Source organism: Burkholderia sp. AW33-5 (assembly GCF_053427615.1).
The window spans coordinates 342,847-362,872 of the sequence record NZ_JBSAXA010000002.1 but is presented as its reverse complement, the minus strand read 5'-3'; the positions used below and the strand labels follow the sequence as shown (position 1 = coordinate 362,872).

Sequence of the window (20,026 nt, the reverse complement as noted above, 5' to 3'; positions counted from 1 at the left end):
CGTGTTGCTGCACGCGAAACCGTGAACGGCGCTTCGCTGGGTTGACGCTTGGCTGTGGCTTAGTTGCCGCCATCCTGCGACTGGCTCTGCGTGGTGCCGTACAGCTTCACCTTCGAGCGGTCGCGCAGCGCGGCGAGATACGCCTCGCCTTCGCTTTGCGCTTCGACCTGCGCCATCTGCTGCTGCGCGGCCGCGAGCTGCTGCGGATCGACGGCCGTGCCCGGGATCACCGCGTTCACGCGATAGATCGCGTAGCCGTCCGCGCCGAGATCGACACCGACGTATGCCGGCAGTGTCTTCGCATCGACCTTGTAGACGGCGCTCAGCGCCGCCGGCGTCAGGCCCTGCGACTGCGTGCGCGACACCTTCTGCGCGGCCGTGAAGCCATCGACCGACTTCGACTTCTGCAGCTCGGCCAGCTTCGCCGCGCCGTCCTTCTTCGCGCGTTCCGCGGCCTGCTCGGCGATGACCTTCTGACGCACCGCGTCCTTGATCGTGTCGAGCGCCGGCACGGCCGCCGGCTTGTAGTCCGTCACGCGCGCCGAGATCAGCGTGTTGTTGCCCACGTCGATCGCCTGCGTGTTGTTCTGGCTCTTCACCGAGTCGTTCGCGAACACCGCAGCGAGGAACTTCGGATTGTTCAGCGGGCTCGTCGGCGGCAGTTGCGGATTCGGCGTCGGCGTGACGGTGGCCGTCTGGATCGTCAGCTTGTACTTGTCAGCGGCCGGCTGCAGCGTCTTCGCCTTTTCATAGACGGTCGACGTGAAGCCTTCCGCGTTGTCCGAGAACGCCTTCGCCGCGTATTGCTGCTTCAGGTCGACTGCGATCTGGTCCTTCACGTCCGCGAACGGCTTGACCACCGACGGCTTCACTTCCGTCGCCTTCAGGATGTGGAAACCGAGATCCGATTGCACGATACCGCTCACGTCGCCCTGCTTCAGCGCGAACGCGGCATCGTCGAACGCCTTGCCGCCCGCCGTCGAGCCACGCGTGATGAAGCCCAGATCGCCGCCCTTCGCCGCCGACGGCGCGTCCTGCGAGCTCTTCTGCGCAATCTGCGCGAACTGGTCCGGATGCGCCTTCACGTCGGCCAGCAGCTGCTCGGCCTTCGCCTTCGCGGCCGCCTTGTCGGCCGCGCTTGCGTCGCTCGCCGCGGCGATGAAGATGTGGCTCACGCGCACCTGCGCTTCCGAGCGGAAGTGCGTCGGGTTGTCGTCGTAGAACTTCTTGATGTCGGCATCGGTCGGCTGCGCGCTCGCGGCGGCAGCGGCCGGCGAATAGACGAGATACTGGATCGTCGCGGTTTCCGGCGTCGCGAAACCCTGCTTGTGCGCGTCGTAGTATGCGGTGAGCTGTGCGTCGGTCGGCTGCACCTTCGTCGCGTAGTCGCTCGTCTTCAGCACGAGCGCCTGCACTTCACGCTGCTGCGCAGCCAGTTCCGACAGCCGTTGCGCCGGCCCCTTCGGCGTGAACGCGCTCGCCACGATGCTCGCCGGAATCTGCTGCAGCGCGAGGCTGTAGCGCACGCGCTCCTGGTACTGCTCGGGCGTCATCCCCTGGAACGACAACAGTTGCGCGTAGCGCTGGACGTCGATCGTACCGTCGGGTTTCTTCAGCGACGCGATCATCGGGTCGCTCATCAGCGCGTCGCGCACTGCATTGTCGGATGCGGTCAGGTGCAGGCGCTGCGTCTCGTCGGCCAGCACGCGTTGCTGGATCAGGCCGTCGAGCACTTGCTTGCGATGTTCGGGTGTGTCGAATGCCTTGATGTCGAACTGCCCGCCGAGCGCCTGGCGCGCCTGGTCGATCTGCTGGCGGAACGCGCCGTCGAATTCGACCCGCGTGATCTTGTGCCCGTTGACCGCCGCGACGTTCGCGCTGTCGTCGAAGAAGCCGCGGAAACCTTGGATCCCGACGAAACCCAGCCCCGGCAACACGATCAGGAGCAGGAGCGCCATCATCAGGCGCTGGTGATTACGGAAGAAATCGAGCATGCGTGACGGGAAAATTGGACAAAACGTCCGATATTACAACATACGGGGTGGCACGGGAGAAAAGCAGGTGCGCAACGAACGGGCGCAACCGACAACGCAAATGAAAAAGCCCGCACAAGGCGGGCTTTCTCATTTTCTGGCGGAGCGGACGGGACTCGCCTACATCCCGCAGGCCGCGGCTGCGCGTGCACGCGCAGCCCTTCGAGTCCCGCCGGAAGCCGCGCAGGCGGCTTCCTCCACTCCGCAGTCTCGTGCCCGCACGCGGGCACGAGCAACGACGCAAATGAAAAAGCCCGCACAAGGCGGGCTTCTTCATTTTCTGGCGGAGCGGACGGGACTCGAACCCGCGACCCCCGGCGTGACAGGCCGGTATTCTAACCGACTGAACTACCGCTCCTTGGTCTGGCTGAATCAGGAAACTGGTGGGTGCTGAGGGGTTCGAACCCCCGACCTACGCCTTGTAAGGGCGCCGCTCTACCAGCTGAGCTAAGCACCCGTTTCCGATTCGTTCTGGCTGCGATCTGCGTTTCGGCATCAACAACCAGCGAGCCCGCAAGTTTAATTCATCCCCGATCATTTTGCCAAGCCCGTGCGCAAAAAATTTTAACGCGCCGCTCAACCCACGATGTCGACGCACATAAAAAACCCGCGGACACGCCGCGGGTTTCGTGAACAACCGTCAGAGACGGCGTTCAGGTTTTCAGTGCTTGACGACTTCCGTCGAGCCGGCATCCTTCGCCGCCTCGCCGACCGGTGCCGCAGCCTTCGCCTCTTCTTCCGGCGGCAGCGGGGTCGGCGTACGTTCGAGCGCGAGCTCGAGCACCTTGTCGATCCAGCGGACCGGCACGATCTCGATCGCATTCTTCACGTTGTCCGGAATGTCCGCGAGATCCTTCACGTTCTCTTCCGGGATCAGCACGAGCTTGATGCCGCCGCGATGCGCTGCCAGCAGCTTTTCCTTCAGCCCGCCGATCGGCAGCACTTCGCCACGCAGCGTGATCTCGCCCGTCATCGCGACATCGGCACGCACGGGAATCCCCGTCAGCACCGACACCAGCGCGGTCGTCATCGCACCGCCGGCGGACGGACCGTCCTTCGGCGTCGCGCCTTCCGGCACGTGGATGTGGATGTCCTGCTTCTCGAACGCCTCGTCCTTGATACCCAGACGGCGCGAACGCGAGCGCACGACCGAACGTGCGGCCTCGACCGACTCCTTCATCACGTCGCCGAGCGAACCCGTGCGGATCACGTTGCCCTTGCCCGGCATCACCGCGGCTTCGATCGTCAGCAGGTCGCCGCCGACTTCCGTCCACGCGAGGCCCGTCACCTGACCGACCTGGTTTTCCTTCGCCGCGAGGCCGAAGTCGTACTTGCGCACGCCGAGGAACGTATCGAGGTTCTCGCCATCGACCTTGATCGCGCCCGATGCCTTCTTCAGCAACAGCATCTTCACGACCTTGCGGCAGATCTTCGACACTTCCCGCTCGAGCGAACGCACACCGGCTTCGCGCGTGTAGTAGCGGATGATGTCGCGGATCGCCTGCTCGGTGACCTCGATCTCGCCGTCCTTCAGACCGTTGTTCTTCTTCTGCTTCGGCAGCAGGTAGCGCTGCGCGATGCTGACCTTCTCGTCTTCCGTGTAACCCGACAGACGAATCACTTCCATCCGGTCGAGCAGCGGCGGCGGGATGTTCAGCGAGTTCGACGTCGCGACGAACATCACGTCCGACAGGTCGAAGTCGACTTCGATGTAGTGGTCGGCGAACGTGTGGTTCTGTTCCGGATCGAGCACTTCGAGCAGCGCCGACGACGGATCGCCGCGGAAATCCATGCCCATCTTGTCGACTTCGTCGAGCAGGAAGAGCGGATTGCGCACGCCGACCTTCGCCAGGCTTTGCAGGATCTTGCCCGGCATCGAGCCGATGTACGTGCGGCGGTGACCGCGGATCTCGGCTTCGTCACGCACGCCGCCGAGCGCCATCCGGACGAACTTGCGGTTCGTCGCGCGAGCGATCGACTGGCCGAGCGAGGTCTTGCCAACGCCCGGGGGCCCGACGAGGCACAGGATCGGCGCCTTCACCTTGTCCACGCGCTGTTGCACCGCGAGGTACTCGAGGATACGTTCCTTCACCTTCTCGAGGCCGAAGTGATCCTCGTCGAGCACCTGCTCCGCGTTCGACAGATCGTTGTTGACCTTGCTCTTCTTGCGCCACGGCAGGCCGATCAGCGTGTCGATGTAGTTGCGCACGACGGTCGCTTCGGCCGACATCGGCGACATCAGCTTCAGCTTCTTGAGCTCGGCATCGGCCTTCTTCTTCGCTTCCTTCGGCATGCGCGCGGCGTTGATGCGCTTCTCGAGTTCCTCGAGGTCCGCACCCTCTTCGCCTTCGCCCAGTTCCTTCTGGATCGCCTTGACCTGCTCGTTCAGGTAGTACTCGCGCTGGCTCTTTTCCATCTGGCGCTTCACGCGCCCGCGGATGCGCTTTTCGACCTGCAGGATGTCGATCTCGGCTTCGAGCTGCGCGAGCAGGTGCTCGAGGCGCTCGATGACCGGGAACATCTCGAGGATGTGCTGCTTCTGGTCGAGCTTCAGCGGCAGACGCTCGGCGATCATGTCCGCGAGGCGACCGGCTTCGTCGATGCCCGACAGCGACGTGAGAATCTCCGGCGGGATCTTCTTGTTCAGCTTCACGTACTGGTCGAACTGCGACACGATCGCACGGCGCAGCGCTTCCGTTTCCGCGCTGTCGGCGTGATCGGGCTCGAGCGGCATTACTTCACAGGAGAACTGCGTCTCCTGCTCTTCGATCGACAACGCCTTCGCACGCTGCAGGCCCTCGACGAGCACCTTCACGGTGCCGTCCGGCAGCTTCAGCATCTGCAGGATGTTGGCGATACAACCGACCTCGTACATGTCCTTTTCGGTCGGTTCGTCCTTGGCCGCGGTTTTCTGGGCGACGAGCATGATGTGCTTGCCGCCTTCCATCGCTGCTTCGAGGGCCTTGATCGATTTCGGCCGGCCCACGAAGAGCGGAATCACCATGTGCGGGAAAACGACGACATCCCGCAGCGGCAGCAGCGGGAGCGTGATGCGTTCCGGCGGGAGAAGTTGGGTGCCTGACATTTCATTTCCCCATGAGTGGAATCAATTGTTCGGTAATTGAGGCCGCCACAACGAATTGCAAGCCTTCAAGTGCGGGAAATATTCGGTAAGAAAGTAACCACCGCGTGTCGAGTCAGAGTTACCCACAAGATAAACGAAAAAAAGCCGCCCACGGACTCATGAACGGCCTTTTTCGCAGAACATCGTCGGCAAGCCGGTCAGTTCGAACCCGCCACCTTCGGCGTGTCCTCATAGATCAGCAGGGGTTTGCCGTCGCCATCGATGACGTTCTCGTCGATGATGACCTTGCTGACCCCTTTCATCGCCGGCAGCTCGTACATCACGTCGAGCAATGCCTGTTCGATGATCGAACGCAAACCGCGCGCGCCGGTCTTGCGGCGGATCGCCTTGCGGGCGACTGCCTGCAGCGCACCCGGCCGGATTTCCAGCTCGACGCGCTCCATCGCGAACAGCTTGTGATACTGCTTGACGAGCGCATTCTTCGGCTCGACGAGAATCTTCATCAGCGCGGCTTCATCGAGCTTGCCGAGCGTCGCGACCACCGGCAGACGGCCGATCAATTCGGGGATCAGACCGAATTTGATCAGGTCTTCCGGTTCCGTTTCGCGCAGCACTTCGCCCGCGTCGCGTTCCTGCTTGCTCTTGACCGTCGCACCGAAGCCGATGCCCGTCTTTTCGGTACGGTCGGTGATCACCTTCTCGAGACCGTCGAACGCACCGCCGCAGATGAACAGGATGTTGGTCGTGTCGACCTGAATGAAATCCTGGTTCGGGTGCTTGCGGCCGCCCTGTGGCGGCACCGACGCCATCGTGCCCTCGACGAGCTTCAGCAGTGCCTGCTGGACGCCCTCGCCCGACACGTCGCGCGTGATCGACGGGTTGTCCGACTTGCGGCTGATCTTGTCGATTTCGTCGATGTAGACGATCCCGCGCTGGGCCTTGTCGACCTCGTAGTTGCAGTTCTGCAACAGCTTCTGGATGATGTTCTCGACGTCCTCGCCGACGTAGCCGGCTTCGGTCAGCGTCGTCGCATCGGCGATCACGAACGGCACGTTCAGCAACCGCGCGAGCGTCTGCGCGAGCAGCGTCTTGCCGGAGCCCGTCGGGCCGATCAGCAGGATGTTGCTCTTCGACAGCTCGACGTCGTCCTTCTTGTCGAGATGCTTGAGGCGCTTGTAGTGGTTGTACACGGCCACCGCGAGGATCTTCTTCGCGCGCTCCTGGCCGATCACGTACTGATCGAGGATGTCGCGAATTTCCTGCGGGCTCGGCAGATCCGACCGGGACAGGCTGGCCTCGACGCCGGCGGCAGCCGCCTCGTCGCGAATGATCTCGTTGCAGAGGTCGATGCACTCATCGCAGATGAATACCGACGGGCCCGCGATGAGTTTCTTCACCTCATGCTGGCTCTTCCCGCAAAACGAGCAATACAACAGCTTCTCGCTGTTCGAACCTTTTTTGTCCGCCATGAATGTAGAGCCTCCGGACAGGTAAATGACATGATACGCCGAATGCTCCGGACGCCGCGCCTAGGGCGCGACCGGAGCCGGCTGGATGCGCTTGCCGCAGATGCTCAGAGCACTCGGGACGTTGCAGGGGCACCGCACGAATCGGGGCGGCACCCCACTTAAGCTCACGGGCGCTTCAGCAGCACCTGATCGATCAGCCCGTACGCCTTCGCATCTTCGCTCGACATGAAGTTATCACGGTCCGTGTCGCGGGCGATGCGCTCGACGTCCTGACCCGTATGCTGCGCGAGCAGGTTGTTCAGCCGTTCCTTCAGGTAGAGGATTTCGCGTGCCTGGATCTCGATGTCGGACGCCTGGCCGCGCGCGCCGCCGAGCGGCTGGTGAATCATCACGCGCGAGTTCGGCAGCGCGAAACGCTTGCCCTTCGCGCCCGACGCGAGCAGGAACGCGCCCATGCTGGCCGCGAGGCCCATGCAGAGGGTCGACACGTCCGGCTTGATGAACTGCATCGTGTCGTAAATCGCCATGCCGGCCGACACCGAGCCGCCCGGGCTGTTGATGTAGAGGCTGATGTCCTTGTCGGGATTTTCGCTCTCGAGGAACAGCAGTTGCGCGACCACGAGGTTGGCGGTCTGGTCGTTCACCTCACCGACCATGAACACCAGGCGCTCCTTCAGGAGACGCGAATAGATATCGTACGAACGCTCGCCGCGGCCGCTCGTTTCGACGACGATCGGCACCAGCCCCAGCGCTTGCGCCTCGAAACCCTGCGGCGCGTTCGAAGCAAGCATGTCCAGCAATTCAGCGCGAGTGATCATTCAATGAACCTTGTTCGAATGGAAAATTGAACGGAGGGAAGCCGCCCGCTCAATCGCCATATTAATGGCAACCGTGCGCTTGACGTAAAAACGGCGTGCGGGCCGTCGCTCCGACAGCCGGCACGCCGCTAGAGCGACACTTACGCTTGCGCCGATGCGCTCGCGAGTGCCTCGAAGCTCACTTCCTTGTCCGTCACCTTTGCCTTGCCCAGCACGAAGTCGACGACGTTGCTTTCAACGACGAACGCTTCCATCTCGGCGAGGCGCTGCTGGTTCGAATAATACCAGCGGACCACTTCCTTCGGGTCTTCGTAGCTCTTCGCGAACTCGTCGACTTCCGCGCGGATCTGCTCCGGCTTCGCTTCGAGGCTGTTCGACTTCACCAGCTCGGCCAGCACGAGGCCCAGCTTCACGCGACGCTCTGCCTGCTCGGCGAACATCTCGGCCGGGATCGGTGCGTCCTTCGCGTTCGGCACGCCGCGCTGCGCCAGATCCTGGCGAGCCATTTCGACGAGACGTTGCTGGTCCTGCTCGATCAGCGCCTTCGGCACGTCGAGTTCGGAAATCTTCAGCAGCGCGTCCATCACCTGGTTCTTGACGATGGCTTGCGTGCGACGCTTCGCTTCGCGCTCGAGGTTTTCCTTGATTTCGGCGCGCATCTTCGTCAGGTCGCCGTCTTCGATGCCGAGCGACTTCGCGAATTCGCCGTCGATTTCCGGCATGTGCGGCCACTCGATCTTCTTCATCGTGACCGTGAATTGCGCCGTCTTGCCCGCCACGTCCTTGCCGTGGTAATCGTCCGGGAACTTCAGGTCGAACGTACGCTGTTCGCCCGCCTTCAGGCCCAGCGCCGCCGTTTCGAATTCCGGCAGCATGCGGCCTTCGCCGAGCACGAACGGGAAGTCTTCGGCCGTGCCGCCCTGGAACGCGACGTCGTCGATCTTGCCGACGAAGTCGACCGTCACGCGGTCGCCGTTCTTCGCTGCGGTGTCCGCGCCGCCGTCGCCATGCTCGCCGGCTTCGCCGCGAGCGTGGTAGTGCACGCGCTGCTTGCGCAGGATTTCCAGCGTGCGGTCGATCTCCGCGTCGCCGATCGACGTCGTCGAGCGCTCGACTTCAGCCGTCGCCAGATCGCCGATCTTCACTTCCGGGTAAACCTCGAACGTCGCGTCGAACGCGTATGCGTCCTCAGCCTGCTCCTGCTTCGGCTCGAAGCTCGGCTGGCCGGCGACGCGCAGGTTTTCCGCGCGGCTGATCGTGAAGAATTCCTGGCCGATCTTGTCGCTCAGCACTTCCGCCTCGACCTGACCCGCGTACTGCTGGGCGACCATCTTGAGCGGCACCTTGCCCGGGCGGAAACCCGGCATGCGAACGTTCTTCGCGAGTTTCTGGATACGGGCGTCGATTTCCTTCTGCACGGTGTCTTTCGGCAGGGAAATCGTCACGCGGCGTTCAAGCTTGCCGAGGTTCTCAACAACGTTAGCCATGGCTTCAATCGTCCTAAAATTATTCGAGCGAATCGGGTTTTCCTTGCCGTGCCTGCCTGCGGCGTGAGGTGCATCGCATGCACACGCCGCGCCGGAGCGCCACGCCATCCCTGCACGCGCCGGATGGCTAGCGCAAGCGGCTCGGAGCACGGCTTTGGCCGGAAGAATCGACTATTCTAGCAAACAATTTTCCTCGTACCGCCAGATCGGTACGACAACGATGTCGACCGGCCATGCCGCCCGCTCCCGCGCACGGCAATGCGCGCGGATCGCCGCTATGCCGAACGGCGTATCCACCGCTGGCCCACCATCCTGTAAGCTCCGAATGAGGATGCGCCGCGATCGCGGCCGCCATTCTTCACACCAATCACGCCTTCCGGAGACACCATGCCGCAACACCCGTCCGCGCCTGTCGTCGTCATCGCGCCCGATTCGTTCAAAGGCTCGCTTTCCGCCGAGCAGGTCGCGGACGCGATCGCCACCGGCATCCGCCGTGCCCGCCCCGACGCGGTCGTGCGCTGCTGCCCGATGGCCGACGGCGGCGAAGGCACGCTCGACGCGATGCTGGCGGGCGGCGGCACGCGGCGCACGCTGCGGGTGGCCGGCGCGTCGCTCGCGGCACGCGACGCGGCGGTCGGCGTGATCGACGCGCGCACCGCGATCGTCGAGACGGCCGAGATCGTCGGGATCACCGACGCGGTCGGCATGAGCGTGCCCGTTGACGCGCGCAGCACGCGCGGCATGGGCGAAGCGATCCGCACGCTGCTCGACGAGGGCGTGCGCCGCTTCTTCGTCGCGCTCGGCGGCAGCAGCACCAACGACGCGGGCGCGGGGTTGCTCGCCGGCCTCGGCCTGCAATGCTTCGACGCGGCCGGCCAGCCGGTCGAACCCGTCCCGGCGCGGCTCGCCGATATCGCGCGGATCGACGCGTCGGGGCTCGATCCGCGCCTGAAGGAAGCGGAATTCATCGGCATGTCCGACGTCGACAACCCGCTGACGGGCGCGCACGGCGCGACCGCGGTGTTCGGTCCGCAAAAGAGCGTGACGCCCGAGCAGGTTGCGACCCTCGACGCCGCGCTCGGCCGTTTCGCCGACCTGCTCGAGGCCGCGCTCGACCGGCGAGGCCGTGAGCTGCCCGGCGCCGGCGCCGCGGGCGGCCTCGGATTCGCGCTCCATATGCTGGGCGCACAATTCGAAGCCGGCGCGGAAGTCGTCGCGCGGCAGATCGGGCTCGATGCCGCGCTCGCCGGCGCGGACTGGCTGATCACCGGCGAAGGCCGCTCCGACGTGCAGACGCTGCACGGCAAGGCACCGTTCATCGCCTGCCGTCATGCGCGGGTCGCGGGCGTGCCCGCGTCGCTGCTGTCGGGCGCGGTCGACCCGGCCGCGCTGCCGCGCCTGTCCGAACACTTTTCCGGCTGCTTCTCGCCCGCGCCCGGCCCGATCACGCTCGACGTCGCGATCCGCGACGCGGCGAACCTGCTCGCGAACGAAGCCGAACAGTTGACACGGCTGAAGTACGGCGCACACTGACCGTTGACCCGAGCGCGCGATACAGGAACAATCGGGCCCGCCCTTTTTCTTCAGGATTCGACATGAAAGGCCGCCAAGCCGGGCTCGATCAGTTTCTGACCTATCGCCTCCATGCGCTCACGAAGCGATCCGACCGCGGGATCGCCGACGTGTACCGGCACAAGCTGGACATCTCGCTGCCCGAGGCGCGGGTGATCGCCGCCGTCGGCGCCTTCGGTCCATTTTCGATCATGGATCTCGCTCGCCACACCAACCTCGACAAGAGCCAGGCGAGCCGCGCGGCGGAAGCGCTGCTGCGCCAGGGGCTGCTCCAGCGCAGCGCCAGCGAGGAAGACGGCCGGATCGTGCTGATCGCGCTGACCGCCGACGGCCGCGCGCTGCATCGCAAGATCATGCCGATCGTGCGCAAGTGGAATGACGGCTTGCTCGCTTGCCTGTCCGACAGCGAGCGCCAGACGTTCGAGCGACTGCTCGACAAGGTCGTCGCGAACGCGGTCGAACGCGACGACTGAGTCGCAATACGGGTGCCTGCGGACCACCCGAGTCGCGCAAGGGCAGGCCCAAGGGCAGCGTGTCCGGCTTCTCTTGCCGTGGCTACCGGACGACTGCCCCGCACTTCTTCATCCTTCTTCTCGTGCCGGCCATCGGCGCGGCCATTCGCCTCCGCTATAGCCCGCTGTTCGCCGCACGCTGACGCAGCAATCCCAGCACCGCGTCGCAATACGGCGTCGGCACGTCGAGCTTGCGTCCCAGTTCCGGAAACACGCCGAGGATCGGTCCGATTTCGAGTGCTCGCCCGGCCTCGAAATCCTGCAGCATCGATGTCCTGAACGCACCAAGCTTGCGCGTCACGGCAATCCGCTCCGGCCCGCTCATTCCCGTATCGAGACCGAGCTTCGCGCCGATCGCGGCCGCCTCCTCCATCATCCGCAATGCGAGGTCGTGCGTGAACGGATCGTCGAGCAGTTGCGAGGCGGTTGAACCCGTCAGCGCGCTCAATGGGTTCATATTCATGTTGCCCCACAGCTTTGCCCAGATTTCGGTGCGGATCGCCGCAGTCGACTCGACGTCGAAGCCGCCCGCGGCGAGCGCCGCCGCGAATCGCGCGGTCGACGCATCGAGCCGCGGATCGGGCGAGCCAATGATCAGACGGTTGCCGCGACCGCGGCGCACGATACCGGGCGCGTCGGTGCTCGACGACAGGTGCACGACGCATCCGATCGCCTGCGCGGGCGGCAGCGCCGCCGAAACCGCCCCCGCCGGATCGACCGCATCGAGCGGCACGCCGTCGAGCGGGCCCGCGAACCCGTGCGTGAACCACCACGGCAGCCCGTTCATCGCGGCGACGATCACCGTGCCGGGCCCGACCAGCGGCGCGATGCGCGCGGCCAGCGCCGGCAATGCCTGCGCTTTGAGCGCGATCACCACGTAGTCCTGCACGCCGAGCGCGGCCGCGTCGTCGCTCGCACGCACCGGGACCGACGACTCGGCGCCCGCTTCGTCGATCACGCGCACGCCGTGCGCGTTCAGGGCATCGAGCGTCGCGCCGCGCGCGAATGCGCTCACCGTCATGCCGGCCCGCGACAGCGCGGCCGCGAGCAACCCGCCGATCGCGCCGACACCGACCACCGCCGCGCGCACCGACCCTGAATTCGTGTCGTTCATGATGGAAATCCGTCTACCGGGAGCTGACGAGCATAGCGCCAGATGGTTGCGGATACAACCATTCATGCAAGCATCTGCGTGACCGTGTTCGCATGAGCGATTCAGCGCGGTGCGATGCCCGCCTCCACTGGCTCGTCGTCGGTCGAGCCGCCCGTCGCGCCGAGCACGCCGGCGATCTGGCTCTTGTCGTGCATGCCGAGCTTGCGGTACGCGCAGCGCAGATAGTGACGCACGGTCGTCGGCGAAATCGCCATCTGCTGCGCGACCTCCTTGTGCGAACGGCCGGCACCGTAATAGCGGATCGCCGCCAGCTCGCGCGGGCTCAGCCGGTCGAGCAGCGAGCGCGGCCGCGCCTCGATCTGGAACAGTCCCGCGACGGGCACGCACTGGATGCGCAGCGCGTCGCCGATGTACGGCTGGCCCGACTGGCGCCGCACATGCGCGACCAGCGGCTCCGGCACGCGCGGGCCCGTCCACGCCGGCCATTCAGTCCGCAGCACGTCGTCGAAGCCGTGGTCAGCGTGATGCAGCACGCCGAAGTTGTCGCACAGCGCGCGCGCCGCCGGCGCCACCGCATCGGCACGCTCGCGCGTGAGCTGTGCCGCGCGGTTGATCGTCAGCGCGGCCGCCAGATGCGGAATCACTTCCTCGAAGCGGCTCGCGTCGTCGTCGCTGAACGGACGGTTCAGGCCCTGGCGGTAGATCGACATGAACGTCGTCAGCCCGAAGCGGCGATCGAGCGTACACACGCACATCAGTTGCGCCAGCCCGTACTTCACGCACCAGTCGCGAAACCGCGCGTCGAACCCGGGTTCGACGACCGACAAGCGCACCGCGCGACCATGCGCGCCGAGCAGCGTGCGCTGCGCGAGCGGATCGCAGTCGCGCACGCGTTTCCAGTCGCTGAAGAACGCGTGCGGAAGACGGTACAGGAAACTGTTGTGCATCACCGGGCCGGTCGGCACGTGCGTCGCGACGCCGGTCCACGCGGCGTCGAACGGGATGAGCCCCTGCAGCAGCGAAAAGAAGCGGCACTCGAATTCGCCGATGCTCGACTGCGCGGCGAGCGCGTACAGGTCGAGCAGCATCAGGCCGAGTTCGCGTCGCGCCGCGTCGCCGCGCGTCACACCGTCGAAATCGGCGCGGCGCGACGGCAGCGGCGGCCATGCGGATTCGTCGAGCACGATCGCGGCCGGCACATCGCGCAGCGCATCGGGATCCTGCCTGATATCCGTGGTGATCCTCACCTTCCGCTCCCCTGCCCGATCGGGCCGCTGATGCGCGCAATGCAGACCGGCCGATTATAGCGACCGGCATTTTTGGCGGGCCCCGTCGCCGGAACACGCGGCAACCCCATCCATTTGAACGGTGCACCACCCGTTGCTGCTGCGCAGCACGCCGCGCCGCGGTGTCGCGGTCCGTCCATCCCGTGCACCGCGGGTTTTCCTCACCGTTCATCTGCACGACTGTTCAGCGGTTTTCCCGCCGCCGACACTGCGTCGCGACAACACCAACGACAAACGATGCAGGACGGTATGGAGAACCCCACGTGACGACATTCCGCTTCATCCGCACGGCGACCGCCGCGGCGCTCGCCGCGTGCAGCCTCGCCGCGCACGCGCAATCGACCCTCACGCTGTACGGCGCGCTCGACGCCGGCGTGCAGTACCTGACGCATGCCGACGGACGGCACGCGGCCGTGCAGTTGCAGAACTACGGCATCCTGCCGTCGCAGGTCGGGCTGAAGGGCACCGAGGATCTTGGCGGCGGCTGGCGCGCGCTGTTCAAGCTCGAACAAGGTCTCAACATCAACGACGGCACCTCGACCGTGCCCGGCTACGCGTTCTTCCGCGGCGCGTATGTCGGCATCGCGGGGCCCGTCGGCACCGTGACGCTCGGCCGGCAGTTCAGCGTGCTGTTCGACAAGACGCTGTTCTACGACCCGCTGTGGTACGCGTCGTACAGCGGCCAGGGCGTGCTCGTGCCGATGAACGCGAACTTCATCGACCACTCGATCAAGTACCAGTCTCCGACGTTCGCCGGCTTCGATGTCGAGGCCCTCGCCGCGACCGCCGGCGTCGCGGGCAACACGCGCGCCGGGCGCGTGCTCGAGCTCGGCGGTCAGTACGCCAGCAACGGACTGTCGGTCAGCGCGGTGCTGCATCAGGCCCACGGCGACGCGTCAGCCGCGGAGGACGCGTCCGCGCGCCGCCGCGAACTCGGCACGCTCGCCGCGCGTTACGCGTTCGCGACGCTGCCGCTCACCGTCTACGCGGGCGTCGAACGCCTGACCGGCGACCTCGATGCGGCGCGCACGATCGTCTGGGGCGGCGCCCGTTATCTGACGTCGGGCGGCATCGGGCTGAACGCGGGCGTCTACCACACCGATTCGCACATGCCGACGATCGGCCACCCGACGCTCTTCATCGCCAGCTCCACCTACGCGCTGTCGAAACGCACCGTCGCCTATGTGAACCTCGGTTATGCGCGCAACGGCGGCCAGAGTTCGCAGACCGTCTACGAATACGACCCGACACCGCTCGCCGGCGCATCGCAGTTCGGCGCGATGGTCGGCATGTATCACCTGTTCTGATTCCGTCCAGCGAGATCCCGCCATGAAAACCCTTTGCTCCGATGCCGCGCCGTCGTCCGACGGCCGCGCGGCGCCTTTCGCGCGCTCGACGCTCGTCGCGCTCGTCGTGTTCGCGGCCATCACGCCGCTGCTGCTGCTCGTCGCGCCGGCCGTAGCCGGTCAACTGGCAACGCAGCTCGGGCTGTCCGCGTCGCAGATCGGCACCTACTTCTTCGTCGAACTCGGCGCGTTCAGCCTCGCGACCGTGCCGTCGTACCTGTGGCTCGGCCGCGTCGATGCGCGCCGCGTCGCTGCGTGCGCGATCGCGCTGTTCGGCGCGGGCAATCTCCTGACCGCGTTGTGGATGCCCGGCTTCGGCCCGCTGCTCGCGCTGCGAGCCGTCACCGCGCTTGGCGGCGGCTCGTTGATGGTGCTCTGCATGACCAGCGCGGCCACGAGCGAGAACAGCGATCGTGTGTACGGGCTGTGGGTCGTCGGCCAGTTGGTCGCCGGTGCGGTTGGCCTGTTCATGCTGCCGCACGTGTTCGCCGCGTTCGGGCTGCGCGCGCTGTACGTCGCGCTCGCCGCGCTCGCGCTGCTTGCCGCGCCGTTGTCACGCGGCTTTCCGGCAACGCTCGGTGCGCGGCCCGCGTCGGCCCGGGCCGCGCGCGGCGCCGCGACGGATGCACCACGGCTCTTCGTCGCGCTCGCGATCGGCGCGGTACTGAGCTTCTATCTCGCGATCGGCAGCGTGTGGACGTTCGCGAGCCGCGCGGCGGCGGAAGCCGGACTCGACCCGCAATCGACCGGCAACGTGCTCGCGATCGCGAGCGTGATGGGAATTGCCGGCGCGGCGCTCGCATCGTGCGCGGGCGGCCGGCTTGCGCGGCGCACGATGCTGGCAGCCGGTTACGCGCTGCTCGCGGCGGCGCTCGTCGCACTCGCCGCGCTGCCGCATGCGAGCGGCTACGGCGCGGCGATCTTCGCGTTCAAGTTTGCGTGGACGTTCGTACTGCCGTTCATTCTCGCGACCGTCGCTCAGATCGACACGTCCGGACGCCTCGTCGCGACGCTCAATTTCGTGATCGGCGCGGGCCTCGCGGCCGGCCCGCTCCTCGCCGGGTTGTTGCTCGATGCCGGCGGCACGATGCGCGCGCTGTTCGCGGCCGCGACGGCCGTCGCGATCGCATCGTTTGCCGCACTGCGCCATGTCGATCGGCGCGCGCGGTCTTCCATCACTTCCGCTTCTTCCCAACCGTGACAGGTCAACGCATCCATGAATCGCACTGCCTTCTTCACCGACGAACGCACCTTCTGGCACACCGGCGGCACGCACGCGCTGTTCTTCCCGGTCGGCGGCTGGGTCCAGCCGCCGTCGAGCGCAGGCTACGCGGAATCGCCCGATTCGAAGCGCCGCCTCCTGTCGCTCGTGCAGGCGTCGGGCCTGGCCGACCAACTCGACATGCGCGGTGCCGCGCCGGCCACCACCGGCGATCTGCTGCGCATCCACCCGGCCAGCTATCTCGACGCATTCCGCGCGCTCAGCGATGCAAACGGCGGCGACCTCGGCGATCTCGCGCCGTTCGGCAAGGGTAGCTACGAGATCGCCGCGCTGTCCGCGGGTCTCGCGATCGCGGCGGTCGACGCCGTCGTCGCCGAGCGCGCGGCGAACGCGTTTTCGCTGTCGCGGCCGCCCGGCCATCACTGCCTGCGCGATCGCCCGATGGGCTTCTGCCTGCTCGCGAACATCCCGATCGCGATCGAGGCCGCACGCGCGAAGCATGGCATCGACCGCGTCGCGGTGATCGACTGGGACGTGCATCACGGCAACGGCACGCAATCGATCTACTACGACGATCCGGACACGCTGACGATCTCGCTGCATCAGGACCGCTGCTTTCCGCCCGGCTACAGCGGCGGTGACGAGCGCGGCGCAGGCGCGGGCATCGGTGCGAACCTGAACGTGCCGTTGCTCGCGGGCAGCGGCGACGACGCGTATCGCCACGCGTTCGAGCGGATCGTGCTGCCGGCGCTGGAGCGGTTCCGGCCGGAATTGATCATCGTCGCGAGCGGCCTCGATGCGAACGCGGTCGATCCGCTCGCGCGCATGCAATTGCATACGGACAGTTACCGGTACATGACGCGCGCGGTAAAGGAGGCGGCGCAACGCCATTGCGGCGGACGGCTCGTGATCGTCCACGAGGGCGGCTATTCGGAAGCGTACGTGCCGTTCTGCGGACTCGCGATCGTCGAGGAACTGGCCGGTATCCGAACCGATGTCGCCGATCCGATGCTGGATCTCGCGATCGCGCAGCAGCCGGGCGAGCGGTTCGTCGCGTTCCAGCGCGAACTGCTCGACGAACTGGCCGTGTCGTTCGGCTTGTAACGCGCGCTCACCAACGATGCGGAGCCGGCCCTTGCGCGATCGGTGCGGATGGGGTTTCCTGTGCTTTTACACCTGCCAGGTCCGGCCCCCTCTTCAGATGAAATCGTCTCCGCGCGACCCCGACACCAACGACAAAGCGCGCCGCCAGCCTTCGAAGCTCGCACTGAATATCGCCGCCGTGCTGGTCGGGCTCGTCACGTTCGCAATCGGCGCGGCGTGGTTGATCTATAGCTGGATCGTCGATCGCGAAGCGCAGTATTTCGCGATTCCGCTGGTGTTCTCGGTGCCGGTGATCGTGGCGGTCGCGGTGCGGAGTTTCTGGGACTAGGCACGCTTGAAACGACGAAGCGCCGCGGTCGGCGGACGCGCGGCGCTTCTTTTTCAGGTCCAGTACAGGTATCTGCGGCGAGCAGCAGGCCTCTCCATTCGGATTGGAACCGTTCATAAGCCCGCGCGTGCACTCCGCGCGGAACCGCACCAACAAAAAAGCGCTGCCGGTCAGCCAACCGGCAGCGCTTTTTTGGAACGGCCCTTGGCGGGGTACGTTCGACTTCGTGGTGCGTGAGACCGGACTCGAACCGGCACACCCTTGCGGGCGTCAGGACCTAAACCTGGTGCGTCTACCAATTTCGCCACTCACGCGGATTTCTGTCGCCTAACCGCATGGCACGCAAGATGCGTTCTCCACGCGCCCGGGACTTCATGCCGAACCCAAAAACCGGCACACCCGATCAGGCGAGCGCGAGATTCTACCCGATCTGCGCAGCATTGTCTCGCCCCACCGGCGCCCGTCGAAGAGCGGTGCTAGAATGCCGCGCTCGACGTGCCGGCCATGCGCCGGTGCGCGTCCCCGAACCCGCCTCCGCCACGATCCCACCCGTGAACTTCGACGACTACTGTCAGCAAAAGGCCGCCCCCGCAGGCTCCAGCGTCTACTACGCGCTGCGCCAGGCGCCGCTCGCCGCCGAACCGCGGCTGACGGCCCTGTTCGCGCTGCGCCGCGAACTCGAGGAAACCGTCAAGGAAACCAGCGATCCGACCGTCGGACACACGAAGCTCGCGTGGTGGCACAAGGAACTCGCGGCGCTCGCCGCCGACGAACCGTCGCATCCGGTCACGAAGGCGCTCGCGCAACACCACCCGGCGATCGGGGCCGAATCCGATGCGCTGCGCACGCTCGTCAACGGTTACGGGATGGATCTCGAACAGGCGCGTTATCTGGATTTCGCGAACCTGCAACGCTACATCGCGCAGGTGGGCGGCACCTTCGCGTCGCTGGTCGCGCGCGCAAGCGCCGCGAATCCGGCCGACCCGCAACCGTGGGCCGCGGATGCCGGCCGCGCGCTGATGCTCGCGCAATTCGTGCAGGAACTCGGCAACGACGCGCGGCACGGCCGCATCTATCTGCCGATCGACGAACTGCAACGCTACAACGTGACCGCTGCCGACCTGCTGAACCGCCGCTACAGCCCGGCTTTCACCGAGCTGCTGCAGTTTCAGACGGGCCGCGCACGCGACGCGCTGGCCGCCGCCGACGCAGCGGTCCCCGCATCCGAGCGCCGCGCGCAACGCACGTTGCGCGCGCAGATTGCACTGGCCAGTGCGCTGCTCGACGAAATCGAGCGCGACGGCTACCAGGTGCTGCACCAGCGCATCGCCCTGACACCGATCCGCAAGCTGTGGATCGCGTGGCGCGCGGCGCGCCGCCGCTGACCCGCGCCGTCACCCTCCCCGGCATCACACCTTCAGCAGCGGCAGCGTATCGAAGCGCTGCTGCAGCACGTGCGTCGCATCGAGCCCCCACCACGGCCCGAGCACGGTCGCATACAGCTGGCGGAAATCGACCGCGACCGGCAGGTTGCCGTTGCCGTCGAGATGCCCGAGTGCCGGCGCCGCGCCGTACAACCCGCCCGCCACGCGCCCGCCCATCACGAAATGCGGCGCGGCGGTGCCGTGATCGGTGCCGTTGCTCTGGTTCTCGCGCACGCGCCGCCCGAATTCCGCATACGTCATCACGAGCGTCTGGTTCCAGCGTCCGAGTTCGATCAACGCGCCGCGCATCGCACTCATCCCTTCCGCGAACTGCTTGAGCAGCGCAGCCTGCTGCCCCGGCTGGTTCTGGTGCGTATCGAAACCGTTGAGCGTGAGCCGCAACACCGCGACGCCGTCCTGCGCGCCGGGCCCCGACGCCTCGCATGCCGCGAGCACCTGCATCGCGGTCTTCACCGACGTACCGAACGTACCGGCCGGAAAGGCGGTCCTGAACTCGCGCATGCCGCCGCGCGGGCGCAGCCGGTCGGCCGCCTTCACGATGTCGTTCTCGACGTCGATGATGTGCGCGAGCGCCGGGTTCCGCTCGCGCAGCGACGACGGTTCGGCCAACCGCGCCGCGCGGATGAACTGCGCCGGATTGACGAGCGCGATCGCGCGCGCGCCGTTCGCGAGCGGCCCCATCTCCGCGCTGCCGAGCACGACGCCGTCGGCCGCGAAGCCCGGCGGCACCGGCGCCTGCGCGAACGTGCGCGTGAGCCAGCCTTCGTGCAGGTACTGGTCGGAGCGCGACGCGGTATCCCAGATCTCGATCGAGCGGAAATGCGACAGGTTCGGCTGCGGATAGCCGACGCCCTGCACGACCGCGACCTGCCCGTCGCGCCACAGCGGCATCAACGGCGCGAGCGACGGGTGCAGCCCCGTATGCGCATCGAGCTGCAGCACCTGATCGCGCTTGATGCCGATGCTTCGGCGAAACTGGTAGTAGAGCGGATCGGCATACGGCACCACGGTGTTGAGGCCGTCGTTGCCGCCCTTCAGCTCGACGAGGATCAGCACGTTCGCATAGCCGGCCGCCGGCTGCCGCCCCGCCGCGGCGATCGATGTCGCCGCCTGCGCGGGCGGCTGCCACAACGACACGCCCGCCGCGGCCGCGGCGCCCGTCAGCGTCAGAAAATCACGTCGGTTCATCGTGCATCCTTCGGTTC

Annotated in this window: 15 protein-coding genes and 3 tRNA genes; 7 read left to right on the top strand and 11 right to left on the bottom strand. The window is 66.3% G+C overall.

The features are described 5' to 3' along the window. Positions 1–59 precede the first annotated feature (59 nt). From ACV22V_RS05160 to tig, 7 genes are all read right to left on the bottom strand, one after another. Positions 60–1,994 (bottom strand): SurA N-terminal domain-containing protein, encoded by a 1,935-nt coding sequence (locus ACV22V_RS05160; RefSeq protein WP_448013179.1) that lies wholly within the window; start codon positions 1,992–1,994, stop codon positions 60–62. A gap of 320 nt (positions 1,995–2,314) precedes the next feature. After that, positions 2,315–2,391 (bottom strand) — tRNA-Asp (locus tag ACV22V_RS05155). A gap of 23 nt (positions 2,392–2,414) precedes the next feature. Then, positions 2,415–2,490: transfer RNA gene (locus ACV22V_RS05150), tRNA-Val, on the bottom strand. A gap of 204 nt (positions 2,491–2,694) precedes the next feature. After that, the gene (gene lon, locus ACV22V_RS05145) at positions 2,695–5,118 is read right to left on the bottom strand and encodes an endopeptidase La (protein WP_044843675.1); all 2,424 of its coding nucleotides are present in this window, start codon (positions 5,116–5,118) and stop codon (positions 2,695–2,697) included. 197 nt (positions 5,119–5,315) lie between these two features. Continuing rightward, on the bottom strand, positions 5,316–6,587 hold the full coding sequence (clpX, locus tag ACV22V_RS05140) for an ATP-dependent Clp protease ATP-binding subunit ClpX (protein ID WP_006754177.1): 1,272 nt from the start codon (positions 6,585–6,587) through the stop codon (positions 5,316–5,318). Between the two features lie 164 nt (positions 6,588–6,751). Beyond that, positions 6,752–7,405 (bottom strand): ATP-dependent Clp endopeptidase proteolytic subunit ClpP, encoded by a 654-nt coding sequence (clpP, locus tag ACV22V_RS05135; RefSeq protein WP_006496351.1) that lies wholly within the window; start codon positions 7,403–7,405, stop codon positions 6,752–6,754. Between the two features lie 140 nt (positions 7,406–7,545). Then, the gene (gene tig, locus ACV22V_RS05130; RefSeq protein ID WP_059529684.1) at positions 7,546–8,892 is read right to left on the bottom strand and encodes a trigger factor; all 1,347 of its coding nucleotides are present in this window, start codon (positions 8,890–8,892) and stop codon (positions 7,546–7,548) included. Positions 8,893–9,279: 387 nt separating this feature from the next. On the opposite strand from tig, the gene ACV22V_RS05125 reads away from it, so the two are divergent. Both ACV22V_RS05125 and ACV22V_RS05120 read left to right on the top strand, forming a co-directional pair. Beyond that, complete coding sequence (locus tag ACV22V_RS05125; protein ID WP_448013178.1) at positions 9,280–10,425, top strand: glycerate kinase; 1,146 nt, start codon at positions 9,280–9,282, stop codon at positions 10,423–10,425. A 62-nt stretch (positions 10,426–10,487) separates the two neighbouring features. Beyond that, complete coding sequence (locus tag ACV22V_RS05120; RefSeq protein WP_059693366.1) at positions 10,488–10,937, top strand: MarR family winged helix-turn-helix transcriptional regulator; 450 nt, start codon at positions 10,488–10,490, stop codon at positions 10,935–10,937. 154 nt (positions 10,938–11,091) lie between these two features. Here the strand turns inward: ACV22V_RS05120 and ACV22V_RS05115 are convergent, their stop codons facing one another. Both ACV22V_RS05115 and ACV22V_RS05110 read right to left on the bottom strand, forming a co-directional pair. After that, positions 11,092–12,090 carry a 2-dehydropantoate 2-reductase gene (locus tag ACV22V_RS05115; RefSeq protein ID WP_448013177.1) on the bottom strand — a complete coding sequence of 333 codons (999 nt, stop codon included), beginning with the start codon at positions 12,088–12,090 and terminating at the stop codon, positions 11,092–11,094. A gap of 101 nt (positions 12,091–12,191) precedes the next feature. Continuing rightward, entirely contained in the window at positions 12,192–13,337 is a 1,146-nt protein-coding gene (locus tag ACV22V_RS05110; protein ID WP_059693370.1) for a helix-turn-helix transcriptional regulator, read from the bottom strand. Positions 13,338–13,639: 302 nt separating this feature from the next. Between ACV22V_RS05110 and ACV22V_RS05105 the strand changes: the two genes are divergently transcribed. From ACV22V_RS05105 to ACV22V_RS05090, 4 genes are all read left to right on the top strand, one after another. Next, positions 13,640–14,683, top strand: a complete 1,044-nt coding sequence (locus ACV22V_RS05105; protein ID WP_448013176.1) for a porin — start codon at positions 13,640–13,642, stop codon at positions 14,681–14,683. Positions 14,684–14,705: 22 nt separating this feature from the next. Further along, a complete protein-coding gene (locus ACV22V_RS05100; protein WP_448013175.1) occupies positions 14,706–15,923 on the top strand; it encodes an MFS transporter in 1,218 nt (405 codons plus the stop codon). Positions 15,924–15,938: 15 nt separating this feature from the next. Next, positions 15,939–17,048: a class II histone deacetylase gene (locus ACV22V_RS05095; protein ID WP_448013174.1), complete on the top strand. Its 1,110-nt coding sequence runs from the start codon at positions 15,939–15,941 to the stop codon at positions 17,046–17,048. 97 nt (positions 17,049–17,145) lie between these two features. Continuing rightward, positions 17,146–17,376, top strand: a complete 231-nt coding sequence (locus ACV22V_RS05090; protein WP_059529650.1) for a hypothetical protein — start codon at positions 17,146–17,148, stop codon at positions 17,374–17,376. Between the two features lie 227 nt (positions 17,377–17,603). Here the strand turns inward: ACV22V_RS05090 and ACV22V_RS05085 are convergent. Continuing rightward, a tRNA-Leu gene (locus ACV22V_RS05085) sits at positions 17,604–17,690 on the bottom strand. Positions 17,691–17,927: 237 nt separating this feature from the next. Here ACV22V_RS05085 and hpnD point away from each other — a divergent pair. Continuing rightward, entirely contained in the window at positions 17,928–18,761 is an 834-nt protein-coding gene (hpnD, locus tag ACV22V_RS05080; RefSeq protein ID WP_448013173.1) for a presqualene diphosphate synthase HpnD, read from the top strand. 24 nt (positions 18,762–18,785) lie between these two features. Here the strand turns inward: hpnD and ACV22V_RS05075 are convergent, their stop codons facing one another. Beyond that, entirely contained in the window at positions 18,786–20,009 is a 1,224-nt protein-coding gene (locus ACV22V_RS05075; RefSeq protein WP_059693483.1) for a DUF1501 domain-containing protein, read from the bottom strand. Between the last annotated feature and the right edge of the window lie 17 nt (positions 20,010–20,026).